The organism is Streptococcus sp. 20925_1_44 (assembly GCF_041432435.1).
Classification (GTDB): domain Bacteria; phylum Bacillota; class Bacilli; order Lactobacillales; family Streptococcaceae; genus Streptococcus; species Streptococcus infantis.
Genome location: NZ_JAPVZQ010000007.1, coordinates 19,409 through 46,026 on the forward strand (window position 1 = coordinate 19,409; position 26,618 = coordinate 46,026).

At 40.3% G+C, this 26,618-nt stretch carries 27 protein-coding genes, 9 tRNA genes and 1 riboswitch; of the genes, 3 read left to right on the plus strand and 33 right to left on the minus strand.

The window, feature by feature from the left end; translation table 11 throughout:
• Nucleotides 1–44: 44 nt before the first annotated feature.
• From dltD to O3643_RS08035, 5 genes are read right to left on the minus strand one after another with little or no spacing between them, the layout of a single operon-like run.
• Nucleotides 45–1,313, minus strand: coding sequence for a D-alanyl-lipoteichoic acid biosynthesis protein DltD (gene dltD, locus O3643_RS08015; protein WP_371501057.1), 1,269 nt, complete (start codon nt 1,311–1,313; stop codon nt 45–47).
• On the minus strand, nt 1,306–1,545 hold the full coding sequence (gene dltC, locus O3643_RS08020) for a D-alanine--poly(phosphoribitol) ligase subunit DltC (RefSeq protein WP_000351968.1): 240 nt from the start codon (nt 1,543–1,545) through the stop codon (nt 1,306–1,308). Before dltC ends, dltD begins: the two co-directional genes overlap by 8 nt.
• A gap of 13 nt (nt 1,546–1,558) precedes the next feature.
• Nucleotides 1,559–2,803, minus strand: a complete 1,245-nt coding sequence (dltB, locus tag O3643_RS08025; protein ID WP_371501059.1) for a D-alanyl-lipoteichoic acid biosynthesis protein DltB — start codon at nt 2,801–2,803, stop codon at nt 1,559–1,561.
• Nucleotides 2,800–4,350: a D-alanine--poly(phosphoribitol) ligase subunit DltA gene (dltA, locus tag O3643_RS08030; RefSeq protein ID WP_371501061.1), complete on the minus strand. Its 1,551-nt coding sequence runs from the start codon at nt 4,348–4,350 to the stop codon at nt 2,800–2,802. The genes dltB and dltA overlap by 4 nt, the downstream gene beginning before the upstream one ends.
• A gap of 14 nt (nt 4,351–4,364) precedes the next feature.
• Nucleotides 4,365–4,496: a teichoic acid D-Ala incorporation-associated protein DltX gene (locus tag O3643_RS08035; RefSeq protein WP_247913377.1), complete on the minus strand. Its 132-nt coding sequence runs from the start codon at nt 4,494–4,496 to the stop codon at nt 4,365–4,367.
• Between the two features lie 237 nt (nt 4,497–4,733).
• On the opposite strand from O3643_RS08035, the gene hslO reads away from it, so the two are divergent.
• Nucleotides 4,734–5,606 (plus strand): Hsp33 family molecular chaperone HslO, encoded by an 873-nt coding sequence (gene hslO, locus O3643_RS08040; protein WP_371501063.1) that lies wholly within the window; start codon nt 4,734–4,736, stop codon nt 5,604–5,606.
• A complete protein-coding gene (gene dusB, locus O3643_RS08045) occupies nt 5,593–6,573 on the plus strand; it encodes a tRNA dihydrouridine synthase DusB (protein ID WP_371501065.1) in 981 nt (326 codons plus the stop codon). Before hslO ends, dusB begins: the two co-directional genes overlap by 14 nt.
• 47 nt (nt 6,574–6,620) lie before the next feature.
• On the opposite strand, the gene O3643_RS08050 is transcribed toward dusB, so the two are convergent.
• Together O3643_RS08050 and O3643_RS08055 are read right to left on the minus strand one after the other, a co-directional pair.
• On the minus strand, nt 6,621–7,307 hold the full coding sequence (locus tag O3643_RS08050) for a YoaK family protein (RefSeq protein ID WP_025169283.1): 687 nt from the start codon (nt 7,305–7,307) through the stop codon (nt 6,621–6,623).
• 120 nt (nt 7,308–7,427) lie between these two features.
• Nucleotides 7,428–8,123, minus strand: coding sequence for a hypothetical protein (locus tag O3643_RS08055; RefSeq protein ID WP_371501067.1), 696 nt, complete (start codon nt 8,121–8,123; stop codon nt 7,428–7,430).
• A gap of 276 nt (nt 8,124–8,399) precedes the next feature.
• Between O3643_RS08055 and O3643_RS08060 the strand changes: the two genes are divergently transcribed.
• On the plus strand, nt 8,400–8,630 hold the full coding sequence (locus tag O3643_RS08060; RefSeq protein ID WP_049495427.1) for a hypothetical protein: 231 nt from the start codon (nt 8,400–8,402) through the stop codon (nt 8,628–8,630).
• A gap of 199 nt (nt 8,631–8,829) precedes the next feature.
• Here the strand turns inward: O3643_RS08060 and O3643_RS08065 are convergent, their stop codons facing one another.
• The 26 genes from O3643_RS08065 to O3643_RS08190 form a co-directional block, all read right to left on the minus strand.
• Nucleotides 8,830–9,603, minus strand: a complete 774-nt coding sequence (locus O3643_RS08065; RefSeq protein WP_371501069.1) for an NUDIX domain-containing protein — start codon at nt 9,601–9,603, stop codon at nt 8,830–8,832.
• Nucleotide 9,604: 1 nt separating this feature from the next.
• Nucleotides 9,605–10,381: a nicotinamide riboside transporter PnuC gene (pnuC, locus tag O3643_RS08070; RefSeq protein ID WP_281138047.1), complete on the minus strand. Its 777-nt coding sequence runs from the start codon at nt 10,379–10,381 to the stop codon at nt 9,605–9,607.
• Nucleotides 10,382–10,390: 9 nt separating this feature from the next.
• Nucleotides 10,391–11,449, minus strand: coding sequence for an AAA family ATPase (locus O3643_RS08075; RefSeq protein WP_314945142.1), 1,059 nt, complete (start codon nt 11,447–11,449; stop codon nt 10,391–10,393).
• Between the two features lie 248 nt (nt 11,450–11,697).
• Entirely contained in the window at nt 11,698–14,130 is a 2,433-nt protein-coding gene (locus O3643_RS08080) for an ATP-dependent Clp protease ATP-binding subunit (RefSeq protein ID WP_371501072.1), read from the minus strand.
• Between the two features lie 6 nt (nt 14,131–14,136).
• Nucleotides 14,137–14,595 (minus strand): CtsR family transcriptional regulator, encoded by a 459-nt coding sequence (locus O3643_RS08085; RefSeq protein WP_006147752.1) that lies wholly within the window; start codon nt 14,593–14,595, stop codon nt 14,137–14,139.
• A 215-nt stretch (nt 14,596–14,810) separates the two neighbouring features.
• On the minus strand, nt 14,811–15,110 hold the full coding sequence (locus tag O3643_RS08090; protein WP_371501074.1) for a hypothetical protein: 300 nt from the start codon (nt 15,108–15,110) through the stop codon (nt 14,811–14,813).
• Nucleotides 15,111–15,163: 53 nt separating this feature from the next.
• Complete coding sequence (locus O3643_RS08095; protein ID WP_371501076.1) at nt 15,164–15,376, minus strand: hypothetical protein; 213 nt, start codon at nt 15,374–15,376, stop codon at nt 15,164–15,166.
• 103 nt (nt 15,377–15,479) lie between these two features.
• On the minus strand, nt 15,480–16,208 hold the full coding sequence (locus O3643_RS08100; protein WP_371501078.1) for an ABC transporter ATP-binding protein: 729 nt from the start codon (nt 16,206–16,208) through the stop codon (nt 15,480–15,482).
• Nucleotides 16,208–17,215 carry an ABC transporter substrate-binding protein gene (locus O3643_RS08105; RefSeq protein ID WP_075564999.1) on the minus strand — a complete coding sequence of 336 codons (1,008 nt, stop codon included), beginning with the start codon at nt 17,213–17,215 and terminating at the stop codon, nt 16,208–16,210. Before O3643_RS08105 ends, O3643_RS08100 begins: the two co-directional genes overlap by 1 nt.
• Nucleotides 17,216–17,252: 37 nt before the next feature.
• Nucleotides 17,253–18,011, minus strand: a complete 759-nt coding sequence (locus O3643_RS08110) for an ABC transporter permease (RefSeq protein WP_281138040.1) — start codon at nt 18,009–18,011, stop codon at nt 17,253–17,255.
• Nucleotides 17,974–18,264, minus strand: coding sequence for a thiamine-binding protein (locus O3643_RS08115; protein WP_281138039.1), 291 nt, complete (start codon nt 18,262–18,264; stop codon nt 17,974–17,976). The genes O3643_RS08110 and O3643_RS08115 overlap by 38 nt, the downstream gene beginning before the upstream one ends.
• Nucleotides 18,265–18,339: 75 nt before the next feature.
• A riboswitch (TPP riboswitch) is annotated at nt 18,340–18,442 on the minus strand.
• A 264-nt stretch (nt 18,443–18,706) separates the two neighbouring features.
• The gene (cls, locus tag O3643_RS08120) at nt 18,707–20,239 is read right to left on the minus strand and encodes a cardiolipin synthase (RefSeq protein WP_371501081.1); all 1,533 of its coding nucleotides are present in this window, start codon (nt 20,237–20,239) and stop codon (nt 18,707–18,709) included.
• 171 nt (nt 20,240–20,410) lie between these two features.
• Nucleotides 20,411–21,355: a 3-oxoacyl-[acyl-carrier-protein] synthase III C-terminal domain-containing protein gene (locus O3643_RS08125; protein WP_371501083.1), complete on the minus strand. Its 945-nt coding sequence runs from the start codon at nt 21,353–21,355 to the stop codon at nt 20,411–20,413.
• A 14-nt stretch (nt 21,356–21,369) separates the two neighbouring features.
• The gene (locus O3643_RS08130; RefSeq protein ID WP_371501085.1) at nt 21,370–22,632 is read right to left on the minus strand and encodes a F390 synthetase-related protein; all 1,263 of its coding nucleotides are present in this window, start codon (nt 22,630–22,632) and stop codon (nt 21,370–21,372) included.
• Nucleotides 22,610–23,425, minus strand: a complete 816-nt coding sequence (locus O3643_RS08135; RefSeq protein ID WP_371501087.1) for an MBL fold metallo-hydrolase — start codon at nt 23,423–23,425, stop codon at nt 22,610–22,612. The genes O3643_RS08130 and O3643_RS08135 overlap by 23 nt, the downstream gene beginning before the upstream one ends.
• Complete coding sequence (locus O3643_RS08140; protein WP_371501089.1) at nt 23,400–24,380, minus strand: NAD-dependent epimerase/dehydratase family protein; 981 nt, start codon at nt 24,378–24,380, stop codon at nt 23,400–23,402. The genes O3643_RS08135 and O3643_RS08140 overlap by 26 nt, the downstream gene beginning before the upstream one ends.
• Nucleotides 24,377–25,651: a glycosyltransferase gene (locus tag O3643_RS08145; protein WP_371501091.1), complete on the minus strand. Its 1,275-nt coding sequence runs from the start codon at nt 25,649–25,651 to the stop codon at nt 24,377–24,379. The genes O3643_RS08140 and O3643_RS08145 overlap by 4 nt, the downstream gene beginning before the upstream one ends.
• Nucleotides 25,652–25,840: 189 nt before the next feature.
• Nucleotides 25,841–25,914 (minus strand) — tRNA-Pro (locus O3643_RS08150).
• A 14-nt stretch (nt 25,915–25,928) separates the two neighbouring features.
• A tRNA-Arg gene (locus O3643_RS08155) sits at nt 25,929–26,002 on the minus strand.
• An 11-nt stretch (nt 26,003–26,013) separates the two neighbouring features.
• Nucleotides 26,014–26,099: transfer RNA gene (locus tag O3643_RS08160), tRNA-Leu, on the minus strand.
• A 7-nt stretch (nt 26,100–26,106) separates the two neighbouring features.
• Nucleotides 26,107–26,178 (minus strand) — tRNA-Gly (locus O3643_RS08165).
• Between the two features lie 27 nt (nt 26,179–26,205).
• Nucleotides 26,206–26,278, minus strand: a tRNA-Thr gene (locus O3643_RS08170).
• 12 nt (nt 26,279–26,290) lie between these two features.
• Nucleotides 26,291–26,372: transfer RNA gene (locus O3643_RS08175), tRNA-Leu, on the minus strand.
• 5 nt (nt 26,373–26,377) lie between these two features.
• Nucleotides 26,378–26,450: transfer RNA gene (locus O3643_RS08180), tRNA-Lys, on the minus strand.
• An 18-nt stretch (nt 26,451–26,468) separates the two neighbouring features.
• Nucleotides 26,469–26,541 (minus strand) — tRNA-Asp (locus tag O3643_RS08185).
• A gap of 2 nt (nt 26,542–26,543) precedes the next feature.
• A tRNA-Val gene (locus O3643_RS08190) sits at nt 26,544–26,616 on the minus strand.
• Nucleotides 26,617–26,618: the final 2 nt, after the last annotated feature.

Genomic DNA, 26,618 nt, shown 5'->3' on the forward strand with positions numbered 1-26,618 from the left:
TAAACAAAAAAGCTTGGATTAAAATCCCAAACTTTTAGCTCATTTTATTGAAAATCTTTGATGTTACCATCGTAATCCGCCCAATCTTGGCTAAAGAAGCGGTCATTCATTTGATAACTAGGTGCTGTTGTTGGATTGCTCAAAAAAGGATTTACAACCTTATCAAACGCCAGCCAGCCTAACCAACCGATATGAATCGTATCCTTGACAAAATAAGGTTCATCACCGTTTTTTGAAAAATCAGCAATATTAGTAAAACCTTGACTCTCCAACTGGTAACGAATTTTTTCGACAGAGTGTTGATACATTTCCTCACTTAATCCGGTATAATTCATCCATTTTTTATTGACAGGTTGAAAGACAAAGAGTACATTCACCTTAGATTTGGCAAATTGATTGAGCACTAACTGCAAATCATTGTATTCCCTTGACTGGAGGAAGTTGTAATTTTTTTGATACCCTTCCCACTTTTTTAAATCTTTCTTTAGTTGAGTATTGTAAAAGTGGTTATCCATCCCCAAATCATTATTGGTCGTATTTTCCTCTGCATCCTTACGTGCAATATTTTCCAATTCTTCATAAGAAAATTGATCTGGGAGACTGCTCAAATATTTTTCAATATGATCTTTATACTTTAATCGGCCTCGGATGGAGAATTGACCAAAAAGGGCAGCTTGTCTTTCATTGAATTCTGCAGAAGCTGTAATTATTGAATGATCAAAGTCTGACAACTGTTCATTCTTAGCCAGTTTCTCAACAATCCCCTTCATCGGTACGCTTGGATTCTGCTTCAAGAGTCTATTAGCCGCATATTGAGAAGCTACGTCTCCAGATTGATTCTCTAAAAAGGCAGTCAACTGGTCGTTGTTAAAATAGGTTTGAAAAGTAACTGGATCTTGATCTTCCTTTGTAAACCACTGTGGAGAGATCACAAACACCGCTTGTTTATTTTCAAGTTCAGATTTGATTTGTTGCATCCCAAAGTACTGGCTAAGAGAAGCTGCTCCTGCCTGCCCCATAAAATACGGACGGTAGGAGCGATTATACTTTTCAGCCAACACTCCTGGATGCATACTATCAAAACGAATCCATTCACTCGACCCAAAGAAAGGGACAAAACGCATATTAGGGTCTGTTAGAGCTCTCACTTTTTGGCTTCTCTCCTTGAAGCTTTCTGCACTTATAGAGGCTGCAGAGTATTTTTCCTCCATAAGATTATGGTTCTTGCTACTTGGATAGAAACAGATAAGAAGAAAAACCAATAATCCCGCTACAAAGATAGGCCCAAAGATTAACCACAGGCGTTTAAGCATTCTTTAACTCCGTAATTCCTGCCACGATTTTATTGGCTGTATTCCAGTCATCACGGCCAAATTCTGTAACCGGGACACGAATATCAAAGCGATTTTCGATTTCCACGATCAATTCAACTGTTCCCATACTGTCCAAGACACCTGCATCGAAAAGATCTTCATCCATCATGTCAGAAACATCTTCCATAAATAATTCATCGATAATTTCAATAACTTCTGATTTGATATCCATTTTTTAATTCCTTTTATTTTTTAAACCATAAATCATTCAAAAATCCAGAAAAGATTAAGAATGAAACCATTACGACATGGAAGGTTATCACCATGCCAAGCAACTGAGCCCAACGATTTTCAAGTAAGGGAGGTCGCCCTGCTTTTTTCCGTTCTTTATTGAGCGTTTTTTTCTTTCTGACCCAGGCATCATTCATCACTAAGCCTATCCCATGAAAGAGTCCGTAAGCGATATAAAACCATGTTATCCCATGCCAGAAGCCCATAAGGAGCATGTTCAGGACATAGGCAACACTTGAAGTCACATTTCGATTCTTAAAAAGCTTCTTTCTCGTCATCACCATGACCATGCGCATAAAGACAAAATCACGGAACCAGAAGGATAAACTCATGTGCCAACGATTCCAAAACTCCTTCAAATCCCTTGATAAAAAGGGTTTGTTGAAGTTAATCGGACTACGAATCCCCATCAGATTTGAAATAGCTATAGCAAACATAGAGTAACCTGCAAAGTCAAAGAAGAGTTCCAAACCAAATGTGTACATGATGGCCACTACATAATAGTTAAAGACGCCACCTGTTTGTAAAGCTAAATTCTTTAGCGGTGGTAATAAAATCTCGCCTAAAATATGGGCTAGGATAAATTTATACAGAAATCCCCACATGATATACCGAACGGACTCGGCTAGCATATCTAGCAACTCATCGCGCTCTGGTATCGTCTGATAATTTTCATTAAAACGTTTGAAACGATCAATAGGACCACTTGAGAAAGTCGGCATAAAGAGAAGAAAACGCAAATATTCCCACATTTTCAAATCCTTTATGACTCCATCTCTAAGTTCGATGATGATTCCTACCGAACGAAAGGTTAAATAGGAGATTCCTACAAATCCTAGTAGAGACTGTGTGCCATTAATAGCTGGTTGCACCTTGACAAAGATGATGGGAAGCAATGATAATAGACTTACTAGATAGAAAGTCCATTTACCGTCTCGACCTTTTCGATACTGCTTGTAAAAAAGAACCAGTACAATTTGCCAAATCAGATAAAGCCCTAAGGCGGCTAATTGATTGGTCTTTCCACCCGTCAACATAGTGACGATAAAGAAGAGACTAACCAATATTTCATACCAGGCAAAACGTTTTTTGAAAAAAAGACCGATAAAGATTGGTAAAATTGCAGCAATCACATACAAAAAGTACTGCGGATTCCCATACGGCTCAATATGAGGCAGCTGTTTCAGGAAATCCATCATCTATTATTCACCTCGTTAATCAATCCTTTAATGTCAATCTTCCCATTTGGAGTCAGTGGCAATTCCTCTCTATAAAGGAACTTAGATGGCATCATATAAGACATCATAATATCTTCCAAGTCTTCCTTAATGGCTTTCGTAATATCGATTTCGCGCTCAAATTGTTCTTTGACCCCATCTTTTAAGATGACATAGGCCAAGAGATTTTGGACCTTGTGATCCTTGTTGTAACGTGGAACTGCAACAGCCGAGTCAATGTACTGAGATTTGTTCAAGTTTTGAGAAACATCCTCTAGTTCAATACGATAGCCATTAAACTTGATTTGGAAATCCATCCGTCCACCGTAGAGAAGAAGACCTTCATACGTCATGGTTCCAACATCTCCCGTATGGTAGGCTGGCAGACCTTCAAATTCGAAGAAAGCTTCTGCTGTTTTCTCAGGATTATTCATATAACCTTTTGAAACAGCCGGTCCAGACACGATGATCTCACCTTGCTCACCATTTGGCAATTTATTTCCTACCTCATCAATGATGAAGGTTGGAGAATCTTCTTTGGTATAACCAATTGGCAAGCGTTTAAGTGTCGCTAGCATCTCATCTGTGATAGCAACCGCCGACAAAGCAACCGTTGCTTCCGTCGGCCCATAGGCATTGATGATACGCGCATTCGGGAAACGCTCACGCAGTTTTTGAGCCGTTTTAACCGTTAACTCTTCCCCATCAAAGTAGAAATGGGTAATGCCTGGCATCTTTTCAGCATTGAAATCTTCAGATAGCATGGCCATATCTGCAAAAGATGGTGTTGAAGTCCAGATAGCAATCGGAAGTGAAAAGATGGTCGCAAAGAGTTGTTTAAAGTCTTGAGTGATTGCTGACGGGAGAGAAAAAAGCGTTCCTCCAAGAGACAAAGTTGGTGCCCAGTACATAACAGATAAGTCAAAGGAATAGGGTGGTTGCGCCAACATTTGCGGACGCTCTGGCGTCGCAAATTCCTTGTCTGTAATCATCCAGTTGGTGAAGCTGAGCAAGTTATCATGCGAAATTTGTACCCCTTTTGGTTTCCCAGTTGTCCCCGAAGTAAAGATGATGTAGTAGTTATCATCCCCTTTGACCGGATGTTGCAAATCATAGGCATGCTGAGCCGCATAAGCTTCACGTACTTGCTCCAAGGACATGATTGGAGTAGCTGGGTTTTCAATTGGAAACTCATTGATGGCGATGATTAAAATTGGCTCAGCTACTTCAACAATGGCAGACACGCGCTCCAAGGCAGAGTGGCTATCAATTGGGATATAAGCATGGCCAGATTTGGTCAAGGCCACAAAGGTTGCTAACATTTCATATTCTTGCCCACCAAAGACCACAACAGGTGACTTTTCAGGAAGTCCCATTTGGTCAATATGGGCTGCTAAGCTATCTGAATCAGCCTTCAATTGGCCATAGGTATACTCTTCTCCCAGGACATTGTAGACAGGATAGTCTGGTTGCAGTTGGGCGTATCGCTCAATCGCCTCAATCATATCAGTAATTGGTTGGTTTGACACGGTAAGGATCTCCTTTAGAATTCATTGTAAATAAAGCCGCCTTGACCCTGACCAAGATAGCTAAAGAAGTAAAGCAAACCCAGTAAAATAATAAAATACAGGACAGTTTGTCCAAAAAAAACATAGTATGGCTTCTTTTTATTCATATTAGATTCTTTTCTGTAAATTTTCATTATGTTTTCACAATATACAATTACTATTTTATCTTTCTCCCATTTTACCACTTTATTCTCTTCATTTTCAACTGTTTACCATTTTTAAAAAGCACATTTTAGCTTAATTTAATTCTTTCTTCATTATTTCACTGATGTAAATAAATCAGTTTAAAGCGATAGCAAACACACCACTCCCTCTTTGGGCATTTTTATGCTAAAATAGTAGCTATGGATAAAATTATTAAAACTATATCAGAAACCGGGGCTTTTCGTGCTTATGTACTAGACAGCACTGAAACTGTCCGCACTGCTCAAGAAAAACATCAAACCCAAGCTAGCTCAACTGTAGCGCTTGGCCGTACCCTTATCGCCAGCCAAATTCTCGCTGCCAACGAAAAAGGAAATACCAAGCTAACCGTCAAGGTTCTTGGAACTAGCTCCCTCGGTGCAATTATCACAGTTGCAGATACCAAGGGTAACGTCAAAGGCTATGTACAAAACCCTGGTGTGGATATTAAAAAAACTGCAACTGGTGAAGTACTAGTGGGACCTTTTGTCGGCAATGGACAATTTCTAGTTATTACTGATTACGGCACTGGAAATCCTTATAATTCCATGACGCCCCTTATCTCTGGAGAAATTGGCGAAGACCTAGCTTTCTACCTGACAGAAAGCCAACAAACTCCGTCAGCAGTTGGACTTAATGTCCTTTTAGACGAAGACGATAAGGTCAAGGTTGCAGGCGGCTTCTTGCTACAAGTATTGCCAAATGCCAAGGAAGAAGAAATCGCCCGTTTTGAAAAACGTATCCAAGAAATGCCAGCTATTTCAACACTGCTAGAGAGTGACGACCATATCGAAGCCCTTCTCAAAGCTATCTACGGCGACGAACCGTACAAACGTCTGTCTGAAGAAGAAATTCGTTTCCAATGCGACTGTAGCAAAGAACGCTTTATGGATGCTCTTGCCAGCCTTCCAAGTTCAGATTTGCAGGAAATGAAGGATGAAGATCACGGGGCTGAGATTACTTGTCAATTCTGCCAAACTACTTATCATTTTGATGAAAACGACCTGGAGGAACTCATTCGTGGCAAATCTTAATACACCTTTTATGATTGGTAATGTTGAGATTCCCAATCGTACTGTTTTAGCACCCATGGCGGGGGTAACTAACTCTGCCTTTCGTACCATTGCAAAAGAGCTCGGAGCTGGCCTTGTGGTCATGGAAATGGTCTCTGACAAAGGTATCCAATACAACAATGAAAAGACTCTTCACATGCTTCATATCGATGAAGGAGAAAACCCAGTTTCGATCCAACTTTTCGGAAGCGACGAAGATAGCCTAGCACGCGCAGCAGAATTCATCCAAGAAAACACCAAGACCGATATCGTCGATATCAACATGGGCTGCCCAGTTAATAAAATCGTAAAAAACGAGGCTGGTGCTATGTGGCTTAAGGACCCAGACAAGATCTATTCTATCATTAACAAGGTTCAATCAGTCCTTGATATCCCTCTCACTGTCAAAATGCGTACTGGCTGGTCTGACCCATCCCTAGCAGTAGAAAATGCACTTGCCGCTGAAGCTGCAGGTGTTTCTGCTCTTGCTATGCATGGTCGTACCCGTGAGCAAATGTATGCTGGTCATGCTGACCTAGAGACTCTTCACAAGGTTGCACAAGCTCTGACTAAGATTCCATTTATCGCTAATGGTGACATCCGCACCGTCCAAGATGCCAAACAACGCATCGAAGAAGTCGGTGCTGACGCCGTTATGATTGGGCGCGCAGCTATGGGAAATCCTTACCTCTTTAATCAAATCAATCATTACTTTGAAACTGGAGAAATCCTGCCTGATCTGACCTTCGAAGACAAGATGAAAATTGCTTACGAGCACTTGAAACGCTTGATTGACCTTAAAGGTGAGAATATCGCTGTCCGTGAATTCCGTGGGCTGGCTCCTCACTACCTTCGAGGCACATCTGGTGCTGCTAAACTCCGTGGAGCCATTTCACAAGCCAGCACTCTGGCAGAGATTGAAGCACTCTTACAATTAGATAAAGCATAATCTTCTATCTCACAAAAAAGGCAAAGCTCAAAAAGAGCCTTGCCTTTTTATATATTTTCATCTTGCAAATCTAGTTGCTTCACTCTAGCTATATAGTAGGACATAATCAAAAATAAATTGAAGCTGACAATCCAAATAGACCATTCATGGAAAAAATGCATCGATACAGCCAAACTAATTGCCCCCACTACAAAACTCCCTACAACAATCCCATAGTTTAAGGCTTGACGACGATATTCTTGGATGTTTCCTTCTCCCCTAGTTATGCGATACAAAGCGGTCAACATCTTTCGGTAATTTCCAGAAGTCATAAAAATGACATAAGGATGATCTTCAATCAAACTACCCGTAAATGTTAGCATCATCATACCTGTTCCAAAAGCAATAAAAGGAACTTCTAGTAAGGGAAATCTCGAAAAGAAGGGCAGAAGAAGAGTTCCAATAAATAAGGGAAGCAGCATCTTAACCCGCCAATAGGCTGTTTTACGATATTCCTTCACGTGTAAGGAAAAAACAAATCCTAGGGAAAAGAAAATAATGGAGCAGAATCGCAACATGGTATTGATAACATGTGAATCGTGCCAATCTGATATCAGTAGGAGAATATTCCCTGTCTGTGTAGCTACCAAACTATGGTACTGAATGTGACAGAACACATCCAAAGAACCTCCTATAAAGCCAAGAAACACTCCCATGAGTCGTGTATTTTGAGGTAAAATTAATTTATCCGCCATTGCTTTGTCACTCATTCCCTTTCGATGCATTTATTATACCACTTCTCTTTGAGAAATTAAGTGAAAAACAGTCAGACTACTCTTTGTAGAACTAAGTCTAGACAAGACTTGAGGGTCTTTCTATGGTTGAATCAAGACAACACTAGAAACTTTACCATCTGCTCCTGTTGTAATTTGGATGATTTTTCCACCACCAATTTTGGCATTATATTTACCATCATCAAGAGTATAGGCATAGCCTTGGATAGAGTAGTTTTCTTTCTTGCCATCAACAGATTCTACTGTAAATTGACCACCTGATGAGACAGTGATAGTCTCGCCATTGGCACCCTTCCAGCTTCCTGCTGCTGCTGAAAAATCACCATCGACCATGGTTAAAACACCTTTATAACGTTTATTGTGTTCTGCCTGCTGGTCTTGTAATTTGCGGTCAGTCGTTGGGTCATAAGTTGACTGGCTTGCTTGATTAGATTGACTTTGTGAAGCTTGCTGATTCGAAGATGGTTGAGATGGAGTTTCCTGTTGCTGAGGAGCTTGGGGAGTTGGTGCAGCTTGGTTGGATTCTTGACCCTGAGTTGTAGGACTTGAAGCTTGTTCAGAGGAAGCTTTAGCTTTTTCTGAAGTAGTGGTGCTTGTTGAAGCTTGAGTTTTACTTTCTTTGTTTGAAGAACTTGCCTTTGAACTTGACGTAGTTTGTGTTGTTTTATTTGCATTGTCGTTTTTAGCTTCTTCTTTTTTATTACCACATGCTCCTAAAAGCAAAGTTGAAGCTAATACTGCTACTGCTAGTAAACGGATTGAATGTTTTGTTTTCATGATGCGCCTCCCATGTAATCTTTTTGAAATGTTATGAAACACTTTTGTAATGTTATTGTAATATTTGTTTTAGTGTTTGTCAACTATTTATATATGGTTTTGGTTTTTATTTATATTTGTTCTTTTTTAATCCTCCTATATCTTTTATTCGTAAAGAATTAAAAAAACAGGAAAATTTTTCCTATGAGAATACTATATTTTATAAGTGTAATCGCTTGCATTTTTTTCTTGAAGGGCTATAATAAAATTGAAATAGGATATTGGAGGTGCAGGTTTATGTCAAAGAAATATTACAAATATCTTCCTTGGTTGATTTTAGCTGCTTTCGTTTCTTATGGGGGTGCTACTCATTACGCTCAAACAACATTTGATTTGTTCTACCTAACTGCCATTTTCATGATTGTCTACGTGGCTTTATTGTATTTACACGAACATTATTTAAAATATAAATACAAAGATTTATTCATTCGAATCATGAGCAATTCTAATAAAGATAAACATCCTTAAACAAAAAGAGGTCGGGACAAAATCCCGACCTCACTTTTTTATGACTAATAAGTCTTTGAAACGATGGCTGAATTGACTTTTGACACAAACTTTATTTTCTCTATTCTCAAGTTCAACCAGTCATCGGACTTGTTGAAACTTCTCAGGACTGAAACTAGGAAACCAAGACTTGGGTTATCGATTTCTGCTCTCAAGCTTTTTATTTCAATCGATAGGTTTTTCTTGGTTTCTTTTTAGGCACTCGTTTGAGCCCAACTTCTTCTACATACTCACCGTATTTTACGAGAAAGTTATTGCTGACGATTTGGCGTCCTGGGTTGATGAGATTGACTAATTCGGTTCCTTCATAGACAGTGAATTCCTCCTCTAGCAGATAGAGAAAGGTCGGATTCCAGTCAAGACGCCCCTGGATTCGTTTAATAGACTCTTGGATAATGGCATAATGGTCAAAGGCGAAGGCTTGCTCGTCCAGCTCCACTTCCTCTAGGAAGCATTTGCCTGTCTGGAAATCGACATCTACGAAAACGACATCCTTGGCATCATCTCCGGCCTGAACGAGATCTAATGCGCGGCTTGGCAAATAAACCAAGTGGGCAATGGTCACCGTCCAGCCCCGTGGATCACGACCAGGAGTAGATACTGTCATCAACTGTTCGATTTTTTCCAAAGGAAGGTCAAGGTTAACCTCCTCTCTCACTTCACGCTGACAAGCATGGGCAGCATCTTCCCCTTTATCCATAAAACCACCGACCAAGGCCAGACAGTTCTGATAAGGATGGGCCTTACGGCGGATTAGTAAGAGTTTGATTTTCCCTTCCACAAAGCAATAAGCGACCATATCCACCGTCACGCTCGGTTTTTCATACTGAGGAAGCTCCTGTTTGTAGTACCAGTCTAAAAATTCCTTCTCAGTCGCATGAAACTCAAAATATTCTCTTTCTGTCATTCCAGCCGGGATTATCGTTTCAGTCATCTTATCCCTCCTTGACTGCCTTAGTCCATTGGTACCAACCGACTAGACTATTGATGGTGTAGACCCAGTACATCCCTTGAATATGGATGTTTTCACCCCACCAGAGGTAGATACTAAAGAGATTGGTTGCAATCCAGAAAATCCATTGCTCACGGTAAAGACGTGTCATCAAGAGCTGACCAACACCATTGGTCGCATCGGTAACACTGTCACGGAAAGGACGAGCACTGCTGATACTTTGGTAGGCTAATCCCATGCCAATCCAGATGATAGCAGTCAAGGCCAAGTACTTGAGCCAATCAATCAGACCGAGTTTCTTAGCTTCAAAATGAGACTCCTCTGGTCTTCCCTGCTCATTGATCCGATTAGACAACCAAGTATAGAGACCAATAGGCTGCATGACAAAGAAATAAACTGTTGTCAAAACTTCACCGTAGAAAGTCGCATTCATAGCTAGGACCAAATAGATTGCAGAGTTAATAGCTCCAAAAAGGTAGTTACTAGCTCGACCTTCAGCTACTAAGATTACGCAGACAATCCCTGTCCAAGAGGCCAAGAGACCAATCCAGTCATGACTTTCTGTGTTTTGTGTAAACTCCAGAATAAGAGGAACACTTGATAAAGCAATCAAATAGAGCCACTGGAAAAGACTACGGCCCACAAATAGGTCTTTCCAAATCAAACGCATAACTCCTGCAAAACCAATTTTACGAGCTTCTGCGTGAACATTTTTAAAGTTTTCAATAAATCGTGTGATTTTTTCAGTTATTTTTTTCATTTTCTTCTCCTAATCTGCTTGGTAAATGGCATCAATAGCTACTTTTGCTGCTTCATAATTTCCTAGATAGTCATCAGCTAGATAAATATGAGGGATATTGCCTAGATATTGCTCCCTCATCATATCCAAATGCTGAGAAAAACTGTGACGGATATGGTCTTCTGCCATGGTCATGTCGCGAAAACCATCATTGACATAAGAGCCAATAGGTTGCACAAAGAGGATTAAATCCCACTTTTCCTTGGCTACGATGGAAACAAAGAGATTATCAAAGGTCTCTACGGACAAGTCCTCCTGCTCTTCGCTTTCCATGTAGTAATCGTAGTAGCCCTTGGTTACTAGTGAGTTGGTATCTGCAATGACTAGGCCTCGATTGGCATTGCTATCGATTAACTTGGAAGTTTGATCATATTGGCCCAAAAGAAGGTAATAATAATCTTTTGGGGTAAGCTCATCATCTCGGACATTATTTTTTATCTGATACTCACGAGCATACTCCAGACTGACTGGCGCGTCATAAAAGCGAGCTAAATCCTTGGCTAGAGTTGTTTTCCCATTACTAGCACTTCCCATAATCAACACTTTTTTCGTAAACTGACGGCGGAAAGGTTGAGCGATATATTTCCAATATTTGCTTGGATTTTCACGAATCATGCTAGCCGAAATTCCAAATTTTCTTTCCTGTAGAACAGTCTCGAAGCCACGTTCTGACAATTCTTGTTGGTATTCGGACTCTCCTACAAAAAAGATTAGTTCCTCACCAGTCTGATCATAGGAAATGGCCTGCAACATCTGATCCAACCACTCCTGCCAGCCTATTGGATAGCGTGGAATATTGGTTTCGTCAAGTTTACAAACAGAGATCAACTCATCATCTCGAAATGCTTCACGAATATAGCGAAACCTCTTTTGTAGTGTAAGTCCAACCTGTTCACCACGATCTCCCTTATAACCTGAAACTACCACCCATACAGCATCGCATTGTCGTTTTGCTCTTTGGATTAAATCAATATGCCCCTGATGCAAGGGAGCAAAGGTTCCAAAAACCACTGCTATCCTTTTTTTCATGTCTTTTCAACCTTTTTATAATTTTTTATATTTTATATCATACTACTCCTTCTATTGTTTGTCAACACTTTTTTATTAATTTTTATAAAAATATTTTCTACATGATCGGATTTTTTCTTGATATACAAAACTTGATCAGTAGAAATTCGTTTTTGAACTCCTTAAACTAAATGCACAATTCAAATGCTTATTTGAGTAACAACTTCCCAAAAAAAGAGGCTGAAACAATCTGTTCCAACCTCACAATTTTAAACAATCTCAAATTTCAATTGACCAGCTTTGACGCCAATCTTAAGTGTCTTACCTTCTTTCAGTTCACCTGTAAGAAGGAGCTCTGCTAGTCTGTCTTCTACTTCTGTTTGCAGGGTTCTGCGCAGTGGGCGAGCTCCCATCTCTGGGTCATATCCCTTCTGAGCTAGAAGCTTAAGGGCAGATGCTTGGAGTTTCAAGTCAATTCCTTTTTCTGCCAGGCTTGCAATCAATGGTTTGACCATAATCTTGACAACATCCTGCATATCTTGACTTGATAGGCTATGGAAGACCACTTTTTCATCAATACGGTTGATAAACTCTGGGCGGTAAGTTTTTTTCAACTCTTCGAATATCCGTTTTTCCATATTTTCCTGATCAAAACGAATGTCTTTAGCTCCAAAACCGACTGTCTTGTCATCACGAAGAGCTGTCGCACCTAAGTTTGACGTCATGATAATAATGGTATTTGAGAAATCAACCTTGCGACCCTTACTGTCTGTTAAGACACCATCATCCAAGACCTGCAAGAGCACATTAAAGATATCTGGGTGTGCCTTCTCTACTTCATCAAAGAGTAGAACAGAGTATGGCTTATTACGGACTTTTTCAGTCAACTCTCCGCCTTCTTCGTAGCCAACATAACCTGGAGGAGCTCCATTGAGACGACTAGCTGCGAATTTCTCCATATATTCACTCATGTCAAAACGAATGAGGGCTGACTCGTCATCAAAGAGAACTTCTGCCAAGGCTTTGGCCAATTCTGTCTTACCAACACCTGTTGGTCCTAGGAACATAAAGGATCCAATTGGACGTTTGTTATTGCGAATACCCGATTGATTTCGACGAATGGCACGACTGATGCTTGATACCGCTTGTTCCTGTCCGATAACACGTTTATGCAGTTCAGTTTCAAGATTGAGATACTTCTTGGCATCCGTTTGTGTCAATTTTTGAACTGGAATACCAGACAAGCGACTCAAGGTTGTCAAAATATCAGACTCTTTTACTAGATCTTTATAGACTGGAACTTCCTGTTCTTTTGAAATGAGCTGAGCTGCTTGTTTCCATTTGCCATCCATCAAGGCCTTGTCTGCAGGTGTTAAGCCTGACTCATCTTTTTTAGCGTGCTTTGATTTATTTTGGACAGTTGCTGCCGCTTCATCCAAAAGATCAATCGCTGAGTCTGGCAAGTGACGACTAGTCAAATAGCGATGTGCCATTTTGACAGCTGTTTCGACTGCATCATCTGTAATTTGAACATGGTGGTGTTTCTCATAAGTTGCTTTCAAGCCACGCAAGATAGCCATACTATCAGCCACACTTGGTTCCTCAATCATCACTTTTGCAAAGCGGCGAGAAAGGGCTGCGTCTTTTTCGATATGTTTTTGGTATTCTTCCTGAGTGGTTGCCCCAACAGTTCTCAGAGTTCCACGCGCTAGGGCAGGTTTCAGGATATTGGCCGCATCCAAGGTCGAATCAATACCACTTCCTGATCCCATAATGGTATGAAGCTCATCGATAAAGAGGATAACCTTACCGTCTTCCTCGATATCTTTGATGATATTGTTCATACGTTCTTCAAAGTCTCCACGGAAACGAGTTCCCGCAACCACATTCATCAAATCAAGTTCTAAGACACGCATCTTAGCCATTTCATCAGGCACATTTCCGTTGGCAATTCGCTGTGCAAGGCCAAGTGCTAGAGCTGTTTTACCAACACCTGCATCTCCAACTAGAACTGGATTGTTTTTTGTTTTTCGACTCAAGATTTGAATCATACGAGAGATTTCTTGGTCACGTCCGATGACTGGTTCCAACTTGCCAGAACGCGCTTGCTCTGTAAGATCATGAGTGTAATCTTCCAAACCACCACTTGGAGTTTGAGGCATACCCATCATATTGGCCATAGAATTTTGCTTATCTGCTACTGATCTGTGGCGCTGACGCAGAGCCTTCAAATCTTCCTTTGTCCAACCAGCACGCGCTTCAAGACTACGACGAAGCCCAGCAATCTTGACTTGATCTTTCTGGTCTTCATAAGAAAATCCTGCTTTTTCTAAAATGCGAGTAGCTAGGGCATTGCCATCATGCAAAATAGCGTAGAGAAGATGCTCTGTTCCCAATGCTTTGGCATGTACAACCGAAGCAACATGTTCCGCCTCCAACATCAAGACGTTCAAACGATAGGAAAATGGGAGCTCCTTATAATCTTCCTTATGGTTAAAGTTTACTTCTGTTAATTCTACAGCTACTTCCTCTAAACGATCAATCTCATACGGGAATTCATTTAAAGTTGCTCCAGCAACACTGTAGCTATGATTGGCCATGGCAATCAGCAAATGCCAAGACTCTAGGTAATCTGCATCAAAGCGACTCGCTACCAAAAAGGCGCTATCGATGCATTCTCTCAATGCTTTTGAATATTTCATGTCGTTTTATTTTCCTTTTCTATCTACTTCATGCAACAACTGACGAAGCATATTGGCACGAATATAATTAGCTTCCTCACCTAGAATTCGGTCTGTCCCCATAGCTAATAATAGATTCATCTCTTGGCGGGTCATGAGTTCTTGTTCGACTAAGAGTCTTAAGACATCTTCAAAGATGACTTGGTTCACCTCATCACCCACTGAATACAACAAATCGCGGAGCATATCATGATGGTTAGAGAATTCAATTCGACCAATACGAATATAGCCTCCACCACCACGTTTACTCTCAACTAGATATCCTCTACTCTCTGTAAAACGAGTCTTAATCACATAGTTGATCTGGCTAGGTACGACTTGAAAGGTATCCGCTAGCTGACTTCGTTGCAATTCGACGATACCAGATTGTTCTAAAATCGCCTTGATATAAGCTTCAATATGGTCCGATGTATTTTTAAATTTCATAGCTTGCTACCTCCTTCTTAAACTTTGACTATCTTTGACTATACTATCATTTAAGACTCTATAAGTCAAATTTTTAAGGCTATACTGAGTTTCTTTAAAAATAATTAGGCATTAAATCGCCTTAGTTTTTCTTGAAAGTTCCTAAAAAAGTCTACAAAAAGAGCCCTAAAAGGGCCTTGAAAGCAAAATAAAAATCCCTAATCTAAACAAATATTTTACAACTTTCTATCCGAGAAAAAATCTCTCCAAAACGGATTTTCGCTATCAAAAGTTTTAACCTCTTCTTCAGTCATATTGTGAGGATAGTCAAGAAAAAGGTTATAAATTTTTTTCTTATCAAAGCTGAACAGAAACTCTCCTATAACACCTATCTTATCAATCCACCAAACTTTTGAATCTTCACTATCTTTGTAAAAATCACTGTACCCTTCAAGATTAGACTTCGAAAAAATGGGTTCATCTATTTCATCGAATGGGTCTTGTTTGCTGTAGTCATTTAGTTCATTATTTAACATTATTTAGGGCCTTTCCATCATCTATTGAAATAAAATGTGACCATATTTTGATTTTATGATACTTGTGGAAAAATTTCATCCCATATATCAACTAAACTTTTCCCGTCAAAAACTTTAGCTTCCATAGCTTGATCAATTGTATCAAACTGCTGGCCTTCATAATCATATCCAACTACACAAATGCTGGATAAGAAACAAGCACCTCGGCCATTAACATTGAATTCAATATCTGTGTCTAAATACTTTTTAATTTCTTCTTTTTTCATCACATCACCATACGTCAATTATATCACTTTTTATCTATCAGGATTTCCATTTATAGACAAAAGAGAGCTGGCAAAGTATAAACTTCACCAACTCTCTTCATTTCTAATTATTTAATCCCAATTCCGCTAAAATCTGGCGTTTGTAGGCAATTTTTTGAACTTCCTTGTCTTCGCCTTCAGACCAATCAAGTTTGACTTCAGAAACAATCTGGCCCGGCCTATTTTTTAGGATGTAGATTCGATCACTGAGATTGAGGGCCTCCTCTATACTATGCGTGATAATTAAGGTCGTCAGGCCTAGCTGTTTATGAATATCAAGATACCAGGCATGAAGTTCCATCTTAGTCATCTCATCCAAAGCGCTAAAGGCCTCGTCTAGAAGAAAGAGCTTATGCCCGAAAAGGTAGGTACGAAGTAAGGCCACACGCTGGCGCATCCCACCACTGAGTTCATGAGGATACTTATCCCTTACAGCCGTCAACTGAAAGGTAGCAAGAATGTCATCTGCTTTGGCAATGGCTTCTGCCTTGTCCACCTTTTGGATCAAGAGGGGCAAAATGATATTGCTAAGGACAGTCTTGTGTTCTAGGAGCAGATCCTTTTGGAGCATATAACTCACGCGCCCCTTGGGATTTTCCTCACCATCAAGAATGATTCGTCCAGACTGGACTTCTAAAATCCCTGCAATCAGGTTAAAGAGAGTAGTCTTTCCTACACCACTGGGGCCTAGGATAGAGACCACTTCACCTGAAGTTACCTGTAGGTTGATGTTCTCTAAAATCTTTTCATCATCGTAGGCATAGCTTACGTGTTCTAGTCTAATTTCTGTCATTATTTTACAAATTCGTTCGTGAAACCTTTATCAGTCAAATCTTCCTTGAGGATACCATTTTCTTTATCCCATTTGTAGAAGGCATTCCAGCGATCAGCATCAAATTGTCCCCATTTTTCCTTGTCGCTTGCGTATTCTTTTGACAAGTATTTTTGAGATTCAATGACAAAGTCACGTTTATCCTTTAACTCTGGGGCATTTTTGATGAGGATATCAGCTGCTTCTTCTGGGTGATCCATAGCGTATTGGTAACCTTTTTTGATAGCTTGGATGACTTTACGAGCTTCTTCTTTGTTGTCTTTTAGATAGTCGTTGTTTGCGATGATAACTGGTGAATAGTAGTCAAACTCTTTGACATAGTCTTTCAAATACATGAAGTTGGCATCCACACCTTGAGATTTAGCAAGAATACCATCCCAACCATAATAAATCCAAGCAGAGTCAAAAACTCCATTGGCAATCGGTGTGATCGAGTTCGAGTCGTTGTTTGGTACTTTTTCAACCTTCTCAAAGTCTCCACCTTGAGATTCTACCAAGGTTTTCAACATCGCAAGTTCAGTTGGGTCATTCCAGGTTCCGTATTTCTTCCCTACCAAGTCTTTAGGGCTATTGATATTGTCAGACTTACGAGAGATAATCCCTGATGTATTGTGCTCAACGATTGCTGCAACTGCAGTAATGCCTGCCCCTTTTTCCAATTTCTTAGCCATGTAATCTTGGAAATAGATAGCAAACGGTGCCTTGCCATTGATAACCAAGTCTGACGAGCTTTCTTCAGGTGGCAATTTCAAATCAACATCCACTCCAGCTTCTTTGAAATACCCTTTTTCTTTAGCTACATAAAGTCCTGTATGGTTGGTATTTGGTGTCCAGTCTAGGATAAAGTCAATTTTTTTGAGTTCTGCTTCTTTGTTATCCTTAGAAGCTGTTCCTTGGCCACAAGCCACAAGCACGACAGCTAGAAGAGCTGTTACAATCGTTAAAAACACTTTCCATGTTTTCTTCATTTTTATTTCCTCTTTTCTTTTTCCAAAACGCTCTATTTTAAGTACGTTTCCATTTAATCACATATTTTTCACTGATATCGACTAGCTTCATCCCCAGAAGACTGATCAGCGATACCAGAATAATAATCGCAAACATGGTATCATACTGAAACAGTTTTTTGGACTGAATCATGTAGACACCTAGTCCTTCAAAGCCTCCTAACCACTCAGATACCACTGTTGTGATAAAGGCATAGGAGACACTGACCCTCAGTCCTGCATAAAAGTAGGGCAGGCTGACAGGAATTTTAAAATGCCACAGGATTTGCCAAGGATTGGCTCGCATCAGACTAAACAAGGTCAGCATATCCTTGTCACAGTGCCTAAAACCATCCAAAATACTGACGATGATAGGGAAGGTTGTTGTCAGGATAATCAAGACAATCTTGGGCAAGATTCCATAACCCAACCATAAAACTAGGATAGGGGCCATGGCAATGGTCGGTATGGTCTGGACAACTACCATCATGGGGTAAATCAAGTCATTGAGCCAACTCAGGCTATCCATAAGGACTGCCATGATACAGGCTATCAAGACACCCAAGACCAAACCTAGTAAGGCTACTCTCAAGGTCGCCCAACTATGGTACCAAAGAAATTCTCTGTCACGAACAAAAGACTGGAGAATTTCAAGTGGTGTCGGCAGGATAAACTTTGGTAAGAGTTTTAAGAATCCCGCCACCTGCCAAGCGGATAAGACACCCAAAAATCCTAGCAGACTAATATGCCGTCTCATTATACTTTTCAAGTTTCTCATCGATGCTTAAAATCTCTCCTATATTTATTTTTACATTGGCAAAAACATTGTCTGCTCCTTGACCTGCCACTTCTAGCGCTTCTTTGAAAATGCGCATAAGCTCATCAAACTCCCCCTCCAAGACCGTTTCAAATGGTGTCACCACCATGGTCACTTCTTGAGATTGCAGATAGTCAATGACCTTATCAATTACAGCTATGCGGTCAATCCCCTGTGATAGGGGCAGGACTTGTAAAGCAATGCTTGCTTTCATTAAAACCTCCTTCTAAGTTACAGTTTTTCTTTGTAAAAAAAGAAAAACCTCTTCCATATATGAAAAAGGTGCAAAATTAGGCCAAGTATCGTTCCCTACGCTGGCATTACCCAGATCAGGTGCGGTCGAAGTTTAACACTTCCTCTCAGACTGTACACAGACTCCCATATATTATATGGACATATGATAACGAAAAATAAATAAGATGTCAAGGAAACTGCTTACAGAAAAAGAGAGTGGGACAGAAATCGGTAATTCGTTAGAATTCGATTTCGTCGTCCCACCTCCGCACAGTTGAGTAGGTCTGTAAAAGCTGATGAAATCAGCGTAGTAAAGCCCACTCAACCACTGCGTCTTGCTCGACAATCCAAAGAAAATTGAGAGGCTAGGATTTTTGTCCCAACCTCTCCTCTAATCATCTATTCTCAATTAATTCTTCCACTTAAAGCATCGGTGCAAATAACTGCGTGACTTCTTTAATTATCATTTGATACCAAGTAGGATTTATGGTATCCGAGAAAATTTCTTGTGACACTTCAAAAATATCTTCAAAATCTTGGCGAATATCTGCTATTGACTCTGTTTTGTATAGTAATACTGCATTTTCATAGTGGTGAACCAAGCTGCGATAATCCAAGTTAATAGTCCCGACAGCCGCAAATCGATCATCAACAATCATTTGCTTACTATGAATAAAACCGGGTGTGTATTCAAAAATACGAACACCAGCAGATAAAAGATCTGGATAAGCTCCCCGTGTTATCAGTTGAATGATCTTCTTGTCTGGTACAAAGGGTGTGACTATTCTCACATCTACGCCTCGCATCGCCGCATTTTTTATATCCTCTGTTAAATCATAATCGATAATGAGATAAGGCGTTGTAATATATACAAAATCTTCTGCTTGGTTAATCAGATTTTGATAAACAATCTTCCCTACCTTAGTCTTATAGATCGGCTTAGGTCCACTGCCGTATGGGATACAAAGACCGCTACCAAATCGTGTCTGATTTTCCAAATGATACTGATCAAAGTCAGTGATTTCCCCACGGTTGATGTACCAGTTCATGAGAAATAGTCTGGTAAATGCTTGAGTCGCCGGACCATCAATCCGAATCCCACTATCTTTCCAGTGTCCAAAACGTTCAATATGATTGATATATTCGTCTGCAAGATTGATTCCTCCAGTATAAGAAATTTGTCCATCAATCACTAATATTTTCCGGTGGTCACGGTTATTATAGGCCACTGTCATACGAGGAATCACCTTATTAAATTTATGAGCATCAATCCCTTTAGAACGCAAATGAACAGTATAATCCCCAGGCAAAGTCACCATACAACCGATATCGTCATAGAGCATCTTGACTTCGACTCCCTGAGCTGCCTTTTCTTCCAGAACTTCGAGTATGCTATCCCACATCAAACCTTCGTCGACAATGTAGTATTCTAGAAAAATAAATTTTTTAGCTCTTTTTAGATCCTCCAGCATCTGCTTCCACATTTCTTCTCCATCTGCGAAAAATTGTGAATCTGTCTGGTCATAGACTTCTGCATTAGTATCCATATGTAGCAAGGCATTGATAATTCCGTAAGCTGGTTTGTCTGTCTCCTGTAGTTGCAAATGGAGTTGGCGCCCATTATTCTCATGAAATGCAATAGAATTCAATTCCTGGAGTTGTTTCAGTTCTTTTTTTGATAGTCTTCTCTCACCGAACATGAGATAAAGCAGTGGACCAAACACCGGTACAAAGGTCACAATCAACCAAGTCACTTTGCTTTCAGGTGACATCGAACGATTGACAATCGCTATAACGGTTGCTACGCTAATCAAAAATACAAGAGTCACCCAAATAATCGGTGCAATCTGGCTCATGTAAAGAATAATTCCGAAAACAAGAACTAATTCTATTAGAATAATCGCAATACTAAAGCCATACTTGGACATCAATAATCGAAATTTTCTGATTCCCATATCTCCCTCTCAATTTCTAAGTCTACTCCCTAATTCAACGTCTGAAAACGCTTGTCACCTTCTAGTATACTTAGTTTCATAAAACTTATCAAGCTTTTTCTGTATAGGCCGATAGTTCTACGTTTAAAATTAATTTAAAAAGCAGGCCACTTATAGGTGCCTGCTATTATTTTACAATTTTAAAGCCAACATATTGACCGTCATACCAGCTGCAGTTCCCATCAAGAAGATGGTATCTCCTTCTTTTACATAGCCATGATCGAGTGCATAGGCTAAACCAAAAGGTACCGCAACGGAAACCATATTTCCATAATCCGTAACGAGATTAAGGTACTTGTCTTCATCTACACCCAGTTTTCCCATAACCAAAGGAAGAGCGCGACTGGCTTGGTGGGGAATAATATAGTCTACAGCATCTTTAGAAATACCAGATTTCTCTTGGAATTCTTGGAACATTTCTGGGATGACACGAGCAGAAAGCAAGAGAATTTTCTTGCCTTTCATGTCAAACATGAAATTTGTCTTAGTCTCTTCAGAGTATTCTTTTGGTTGATAAGAAGTCAAGCCTCCACGAATCTCTGTATCGTGAGCCCCCTCTGACCAAGTACGTTGAAGACTTGCTATCACTCCCTTGTCCTTTTCACTTGATTGGAAAATAAAGGCCGCTGCCCCATCACTAAATAGCTCAAAACTTTCTTTTTGCTTTGGATTAAGACCCAAGCTACCAACTTCACTAGATACGATTAAAACACGATGGTATTCCCCAGCTTCAATCAAATGCGACATGGTTGATAGGGCAGAAATAAAACTTGTACAAGTCGTATTGATATCCATAGCTGGGATAGAGAGCCCTTTTGCTACGCGCTCATGAATCAGGGCAGCCGTACATGGAATAGGCTGAACACCAACCGCACTAGCTGATACAAGGCAACCAATGTCTTTCATATTCAAATTTGCATTTTTCAGTGCTGCTTGGATAGCTGCTTCTGCCAAATCTAGCTGTGTTTCTTCATTTTCAACCACACGATGACGGGTCTGGTCTTTAAATTGCACCGTATTTTTTGGGAGGCAGACTCCATATCCTACAATTTCTACATGTCTTTTTACTTCTGTCATAATTTTTTGTCCTTTCATAAACGTTGGATACGTTTGAGCTTACGACTTGTATCCCAGTGATAATCTGAAAATTGTATTTCAGGTTCTTTAAACTCTTTTTGTTGCGCCAAAAGTCGAAACTGCTCTGTAATCGCTGTTTCAACCTGCTCATCTCTTCGACTCAGACAAACTTCCACTAGCTTCTCAGAATGTTGCTTGACTTGATAATCTCCAACATTCTCCACAAAGAGAATGCAACGTCTGATAAAGTCAGGATAAATCGTTACCTGATCTCCGTCCTGTCCATCAAAATAGAAGATGTCGTCAGAACGCCCTTCGACCTTGTCAATCCTTGTGCAATGAGATCCACATGGACAAGGTTCAGGATTCTCAACCAAGATATCGTTGAGCTGGTAGCGATAAACAGGCTGACTGATTCGTTTAAAGTCCGTAATCACCGGATAAAAACGTCGGTCATCCAAGTAGTGTTTTTCCACAAAAATGATGTCTTCATTGAGATGAAGATTCCCAGCAGAGCAAGTGCAAGCTAGGAAACCTTCGGTTGCCTGGTAGACTTGGTCAATAATCGGCAACTCAAAAGCGCTCAAAATTCGCTCTTTATCACTATCTTCCAAGATTTCAGCCACCGAAACGATTTTTTGTGGGTGTATGACTAACTCCCCATCTTTTAGACGCTTGCTCAATTCAATCAACATAGAAGCAGGCGCTACCACAATGGTCGGTTGATAACTATTGAGACGCTCTATGTGCTCATCTGTATTCTTGAAAATATCAAAGTACTCTAAACGAATAAGTGCCGTATTGATGGTCTGATAGAGTTCATTATCCGCTCTGAGGAAAAAGGCTATGCGGTGCCCAAAAAGTTGGCCCTTGGGCAACATCTTTGCCAAGATAGCTGCTGCCCACATACTTCTCTCTTTTTCAGTTGTGATAAAGAGTCCCCGGTGTCCAGATGTTCCAGAAGACAACCCAACAGCTATTTCTCCCTTAAGCTCTGTAAAATTCCTGGTCTTTTCACTTTCGATAGCCAAAGCCAAGGCCTCGTCTCGATCTACACCTTGAGTATTAAGATCATTGAAATGCGTCATCATAAAAGCCTTATCCATATGGTCAAAGTCACTAGGTACACCATTTTTAAAATAAGGTGACTCACGTTTGAGAAAGTCCATATAGGCAACCAGTTGCTTCTTCTGATAGTTTTCTAAAGCTTCTCGAGACTTAAAATTATGAAGCCAGCGAGTTTGGATAAAAGTTTTAAGAAAGGTTATTTTTTTCATACAAAATCCGCTCAATCCTTTCTACAGGGTCATGGCTAACTAGCACTTCTATTCCATCCTTTAAAAGCTCTTCCAAGAGCTCCGTTCCTTTGATATAGTCATCCTTACTATCTTGCACCAAGGAAGGAATCAGATGCATCTGTTTGGTGTAAGGTAAGAGGTCTATTCCCCAACAAAGATCTGCTGCGATGAAGAGATGATAATCTGGCATAAAGAGACAGGCTTGGCCCTTGGCATGCCCATCAATAGAAGATACAAGGATACTTCCGTCTCCAAAAAGATCGATGGTAGGGCGATACTTAAAGTTAGCATTTTGCTGATTTGCCTTGATGACTGTCAATCTTTCCTCGAAGTCACTCGGCAAAAATTCTTTAAAAATTAAATCTTTTAGTTTTGTTTTCTTGTAAACATCATAGACTTCCTGGGTCAGGATAAAGTTTGCATTCGGAAAGAAGCTAGCCCCTCCCAAATGATCTGGATGTAGATGAGACAACAAGACATAGTTAATTTCTTCTGGCTTGATCCCTTTAGCTTTCAGCAAGTTCAAAATCTGATCCTTCTCCGTCATTTGAACTGGCGTTCCTAGACGGTAGAAGCCATAACGAAGTTTCGTCTTAATATCATAGTGATAGCCAGTATCATAGAGCAGATAGCCCTTATCCCTGTGCTTGATAAGGAACACTCCTGCGGGGAAAGTCATCTTTCTATTCTTGACACCCTTGAATAGCAAACCAGCATAACTAGTACAATATCCTGCTGGGAAATACTCAATGCTTTCGATAATCTTGGACATATTGCTCAATCCCTTCTGAAATACTAATTTTCGGATGATACCCCAATTCCCTCTCGGCCTTGCTAATATCCAGCGTTTGACTATAGCGAAGCAGATAATAGGTATATCGTGTCAGAGGTGGCTCCCCTTTAAGGTTCAAGGTCTTGTATATAAATTCTAAACTACTTGCAATTCCTGATAAGAGAGATGCTGGAATTTTTCTATATTTGATTGGATAACCCAGACCTGTCAAACTTTCCTCTAGCAAATCTCTAAAAGACCTCGGTTCACCATTAGTAATGTTATAAACTTCACCTTTAGCTTCTGGAGCTTCTATGGCCAAACGGATTGCCAGAGCAACATTTTCCACACAAGTCATGTCCATGAGCTGACGCCCATCTCCAATCAAAGGAATTCCAAGTTTTTGACTCAGATTGATCACCCGTGGCAAGATGCTAGTGTCCCCAATCCCAAACAGGCCCCGAGGTCTCAAGATGATACTCGGAACATCTGGATAATCTTTAAAAAGTTTCTCTGAAGCCAATTTGCTACGGATATAGTTATTGAGATTATTTTCCTCTGGAGCATCACTTTCTTTGATAGCCAACTGATCCTTAGGAGCAGCATAGATGCTTGGTGAGGATACATAGACTAAACGTTGAGTACCTGTTTGGCGACATGCCTCGAGAACATATTTAGTTCCTAAAACATTAGCCTGATAAAAATCTTCCCAAGGGCCCCAAACTGTTGACAGGGCTCCCGCATGAACGACCAGATCCATCCCCTTACAAGCCTCTAGCACATCATCAGCTTTGGTCAAATCACCCTGAAAAAAACTAACCGAAGAATTCTCTAAAGAGCGACCAACCTTACTGTTTCTACCAAAAGCTCGAACCTGATAGCCATGCTCGACTAATTCATCTACAACATATTTACCCAAGAAACCTGTCGCTCCAGTTACTAAAACTGTTTTCATTTTTCCTTCTCCTTATTTACCAGCAGACGATGGATTTCGCTCTCTAAGATTTCCGTCGGATGATAAGACTGTGCTGCTTGGCGCAAAGTCTCTAATTCTGGCCAATTTTCTTTAGCTAACAGCTCCTCAAAGGCTTGTCCAATGGCCTTTCTATTATCTCTTTTAGCTGAGAAAGCAACACTGGCTTCAACCCCACGAACGGCATAATCAAATTGATCATAATCATGAGGCAATATCAAAGCTGGTTTACCATAAATGATACATTGATAAAAAATCCCAGCTCCCCCATGATGAATCACGTAATCCATCTGGGGAATGTACTCCTTATAAGGTAGATAAGAAACTACGGAAAGGTTCTCCATGAGATTTTCACATTGGAAGGCTTCTCCACCCACACCACGTGTCACAAAAAAATGACAGTCTGGATGAGCTTTTGCAAGTTGCTTAGCTTGATAGATAAGGTTTTCTTTAGCCCAAGCTAGTTGTGTCCCACAAGTCATCAAAACTTTCTTTCGCTCCATAAAAGGAGACAAATCTAAAGGATAATCCTCTCCTGCCTCAACTGAAGCACCAGAAGGACCAATCCACTTGTAGTGTTTTGGAAATCCCTTTTTTAATTCTACTTCTTTCATACCAATACCAAGAATTGAATATGGAGAATAAATGGTCTCATGACCGAGTTGATTATACAATTTAAAATGATATCTTTTTAAGCGATCACGAAGCAGAAAAGATACAATTCGTTTCACTAAACGAGTTGCTTTTCTCCCAACATATTGTATTGAAGCGTCCCAACCATTCTTAGGACTCCCCATACCACCAATTAAACACGGAGGACCATCAGTAGTCTCTAAAACAAATTGTGTAGCCATGGTAGTGATCCAAGGAATACCAAGCTGATTAGCTACAAGGCCACCAGATAGAGTTATAAAATCAGCAATAACGATATCAGGGCGATTCTCTCGCCACTCTTCCAATAATTGATCAGAAACTACATTAATTAAATTAATACTAGAAGAAAGTTGTTGATAAGCTGATAGTATCCCTAATTGCTGATCATTATTAGCTGCACGTTCAAAATCCTCAATGTGATTTTCTAGTATTGGAACTACATGAAAACCTGCAGACTCAGCAACAGCTTTTTTTTGAGGACCAGTGAACAAGCGAATATCATATCGAGGGTTATTAAGTAAGGGGATTAATAAATTCATTGTTGGGTACAAATGTCCACTTAAAGGAACAACTACAACATCAATTTTGATTCTTTTCATATGTCTAGGATACCAAATTTTAAAAAAAAGAACTATCGATAAGATAATTCTTTACACATTTATTAGTTTTGACATGAAAAGATAACGAAACATTTAAAAAAATGAAATGTAGAATTGCAGATAATAATAATCAAAATCAAATATAAAAATAAAAAAAAAGGCAATTGCCTCAATTTAAGTATTGACCAATCGGGAAGACAGGATTCGAACCTGCGACACCTTGGTCCCAAACCAAGTACTCTACCAAGCTGAGCTACTTCCCGAATTAAATGTTTAATGCACCCTAGAGGAGTCGAACCTCTAACCGCCTGATTCGTAGTCAGGTACTCTATCCAGTTGAGCTAAGGGTGCTCTTCAATATATGCCGAGGACCGGAATCGAACCGGTACGATCGTTACCAATCGCAGGATTTTAAGTCCTGTGCGTCTGCCAGTTCCGCCACCCCGGCCTCTATAAGCGAACGACGGGATTCGAACCCGCGACCCCCACCTTGGCAAGGTGGTGTTCTACCACTGAACTACGTTCGCATCGACTCTGGTTTATATTAAAAAAAATGCCGGCTACATGACTTGAACACGCGACCCTCTGATTACAAATCAGATGCTCTACCAACTGAGCTAAGCCGGCTGATTTCTATTATGCGGGTTAAGGGACTTGAACCCCCACGCCGTTAAGCGCCAGATCCTAAATCTGGTGCGTCTGCCAATTCCGCCAAACCCGCAAATATGACCCGTACTGGGCTCGAACCAGTGACCCATTGATTAAAAGTCAATTGCTCTACCAACTGAGCTAACGAGTCAAATAACTTTCGTTATTACGGTCCCGACGGGAATCGAACCCGCGATCTTCGCCGTGACAGGGCGACGTGATAACCGCTACACTACGGGACCTATGGGAGTTAACGGGATCGAACCGCTGACCCTCTGCTTGTAAGGCAGATGCTCTCCCAGCTGAGCTAAACTCCCTC

Bases quoted from the DNA above. Each gene is read 5' to 3' on its own strand.
- dltD (WP_371501057.1), bottom strand. From the start codon at position 1,313: ATGCTTAAACGCCTGTGGTTAATCTTTGGGCCTATCTTTGTAGCGGGA.
- dltC (WP_000351968.1), bottom strand. From the start codon at position 1,545: ATGGATATCAAATCAGAAGTTATTGAAATTATCGATGAATTATTTATG.
- dltB (WP_371501059.1), bottom strand. From the start codon at position 2,803: ATGATGGATTTCCTGAAACAGCTGCCTCATATTGAGCCGTATGGGAAT.
- O3643_RS08035 (WP_247913377.1), bottom strand. From the start codon at position 4,496: ATGAATAAAAAGAAGCCATACTATGTTTTTTTTGGACAAACTGTCCTG.
- hslO (WP_371501063.1), top strand. From the start codon at position 4,734: ATGGATAAAATTATTAAAACTATATCAGAAACCGGGGCTTTTCGTGCT.
- O3643_RS08050 (WP_025169283.1), bottom strand. From the start codon at position 7,307: ATGGCGGATAAATTAATTTTACCTCAAAATACACGACTCATGGGAGTG.
- O3643_RS08055 (WP_371501067.1), bottom strand. From the start codon at position 8,123: ATGAAAACAAAACATTCAATCCGTTTACTAGCAGTAGCAGTATTAGCT.
- O3643_RS08060 (WP_049495427.1), top strand. From the start codon at position 8,400: ATGTCAAAGAAATATTACAAATATCTTCCTTGGTTGATTTTAGCTGCT.
- O3643_RS08065 (WP_371501069.1), bottom strand. From the start codon at position 9,603: ATGACTGAAACGATAATCCCGGCTGGAATGACAGAAAGAGAATATTTT.
- pnuC (WP_281138047.1), bottom strand. From the start codon at position 10,381: ATGAAAAAAATAACTGAAAAAATCACACGATTTATTGAAAACTTTAAA.
- O3643_RS08075 (WP_314945142.1), bottom strand. From the start codon at position 11,449: ATGAAAAAAAGGATAGCAGTGGTTTTTGGAACCTTTGCTCCCTTGCAT.
- O3643_RS08080 (WP_371501072.1), bottom strand. From the start codon at position 14,130: ATGAAATATTCAAAAGCATTGAGAGAATGCATCGATAGCGCCTTTTTG.
- O3643_RS08085 (WP_006147752.1), bottom strand. From the start codon at position 14,595: ATGAAATTTAAAAATACATCGGACCATATTGAAGCTTATATCAAGGCG.
- O3643_RS08090 (WP_371501074.1), bottom strand. From the start codon at position 15,110: ATGTTAAATAATGAACTAAATGACTACAGCAAACAAGACCCATTCGAT.
- O3643_RS08095 (WP_371501076.1), bottom strand. From the start codon at position 15,376: ATGAAAAAAGAAGAAATTAAAAAGTATTTAGACACAGATATTGAATTC.
- O3643_RS08100 (WP_371501078.1), bottom strand. From the start codon at position 16,208: ATGACAGAAATTAGACTAGAACACGTAAGCTATGCCTACGATGATGAA.
- O3643_RS08105 (WP_075564999.1), bottom strand. From the start codon at position 17,215: ATGAAGAAAACATGGAAAGTGTTTTTAACGATTGTAACAGCTCTTCTA.
- O3643_RS08110 (WP_281138040.1), bottom strand. From the start codon at position 18,011: ATGAGAAACTTGAAAAGTATAATGAGACGGCATATTAGTCTGCTAGGA.
- O3643_RS08115 (WP_281138039.1), bottom strand. From the start codon at position 18,264: ATGAAAGCAAGCATTGCTTTACAAGTCCTGCCCCTATCACAGGGGATT.
- cls (WP_371501081.1), bottom strand. From the start codon at position 20,239: ATGGGAATCAGAAAATTTCGATTATTGATGTCCAAGTATGGCTTTAGT.
- O3643_RS08125 (WP_371501083.1), bottom strand. From the start codon at position 21,355: ATGACAGAAGTAAAAAGACATGTAGAAATTGTAGGATATGGAGTCTGC.
- O3643_RS08130 (WP_371501085.1), bottom strand. From the start codon at position 22,632: ATGAAAAAAATAACCTTTCTTAAAACTTTTATCCAAACTCGCTGGCTT.
- O3643_RS08135 (WP_371501087.1), bottom strand. From the start codon at position 23,425: ATGTCCAAGATTATCGAAAGCATTGAGTATTTCCCAGCAGGATATTGT.
- O3643_RS08140 (WP_371501089.1), bottom strand. From the start codon at position 24,380: ATGAAAACAGTTTTAGTAACTGGAGCGACAGGTTTCTTGGGTAAATAT.
- O3643_RS08145 (WP_371501091.1), bottom strand. From the start codon at position 25,651: ATGAAAAGAATCAAAATTGATGTTGTAGTTGTTCCTTTAAGTGGACAT.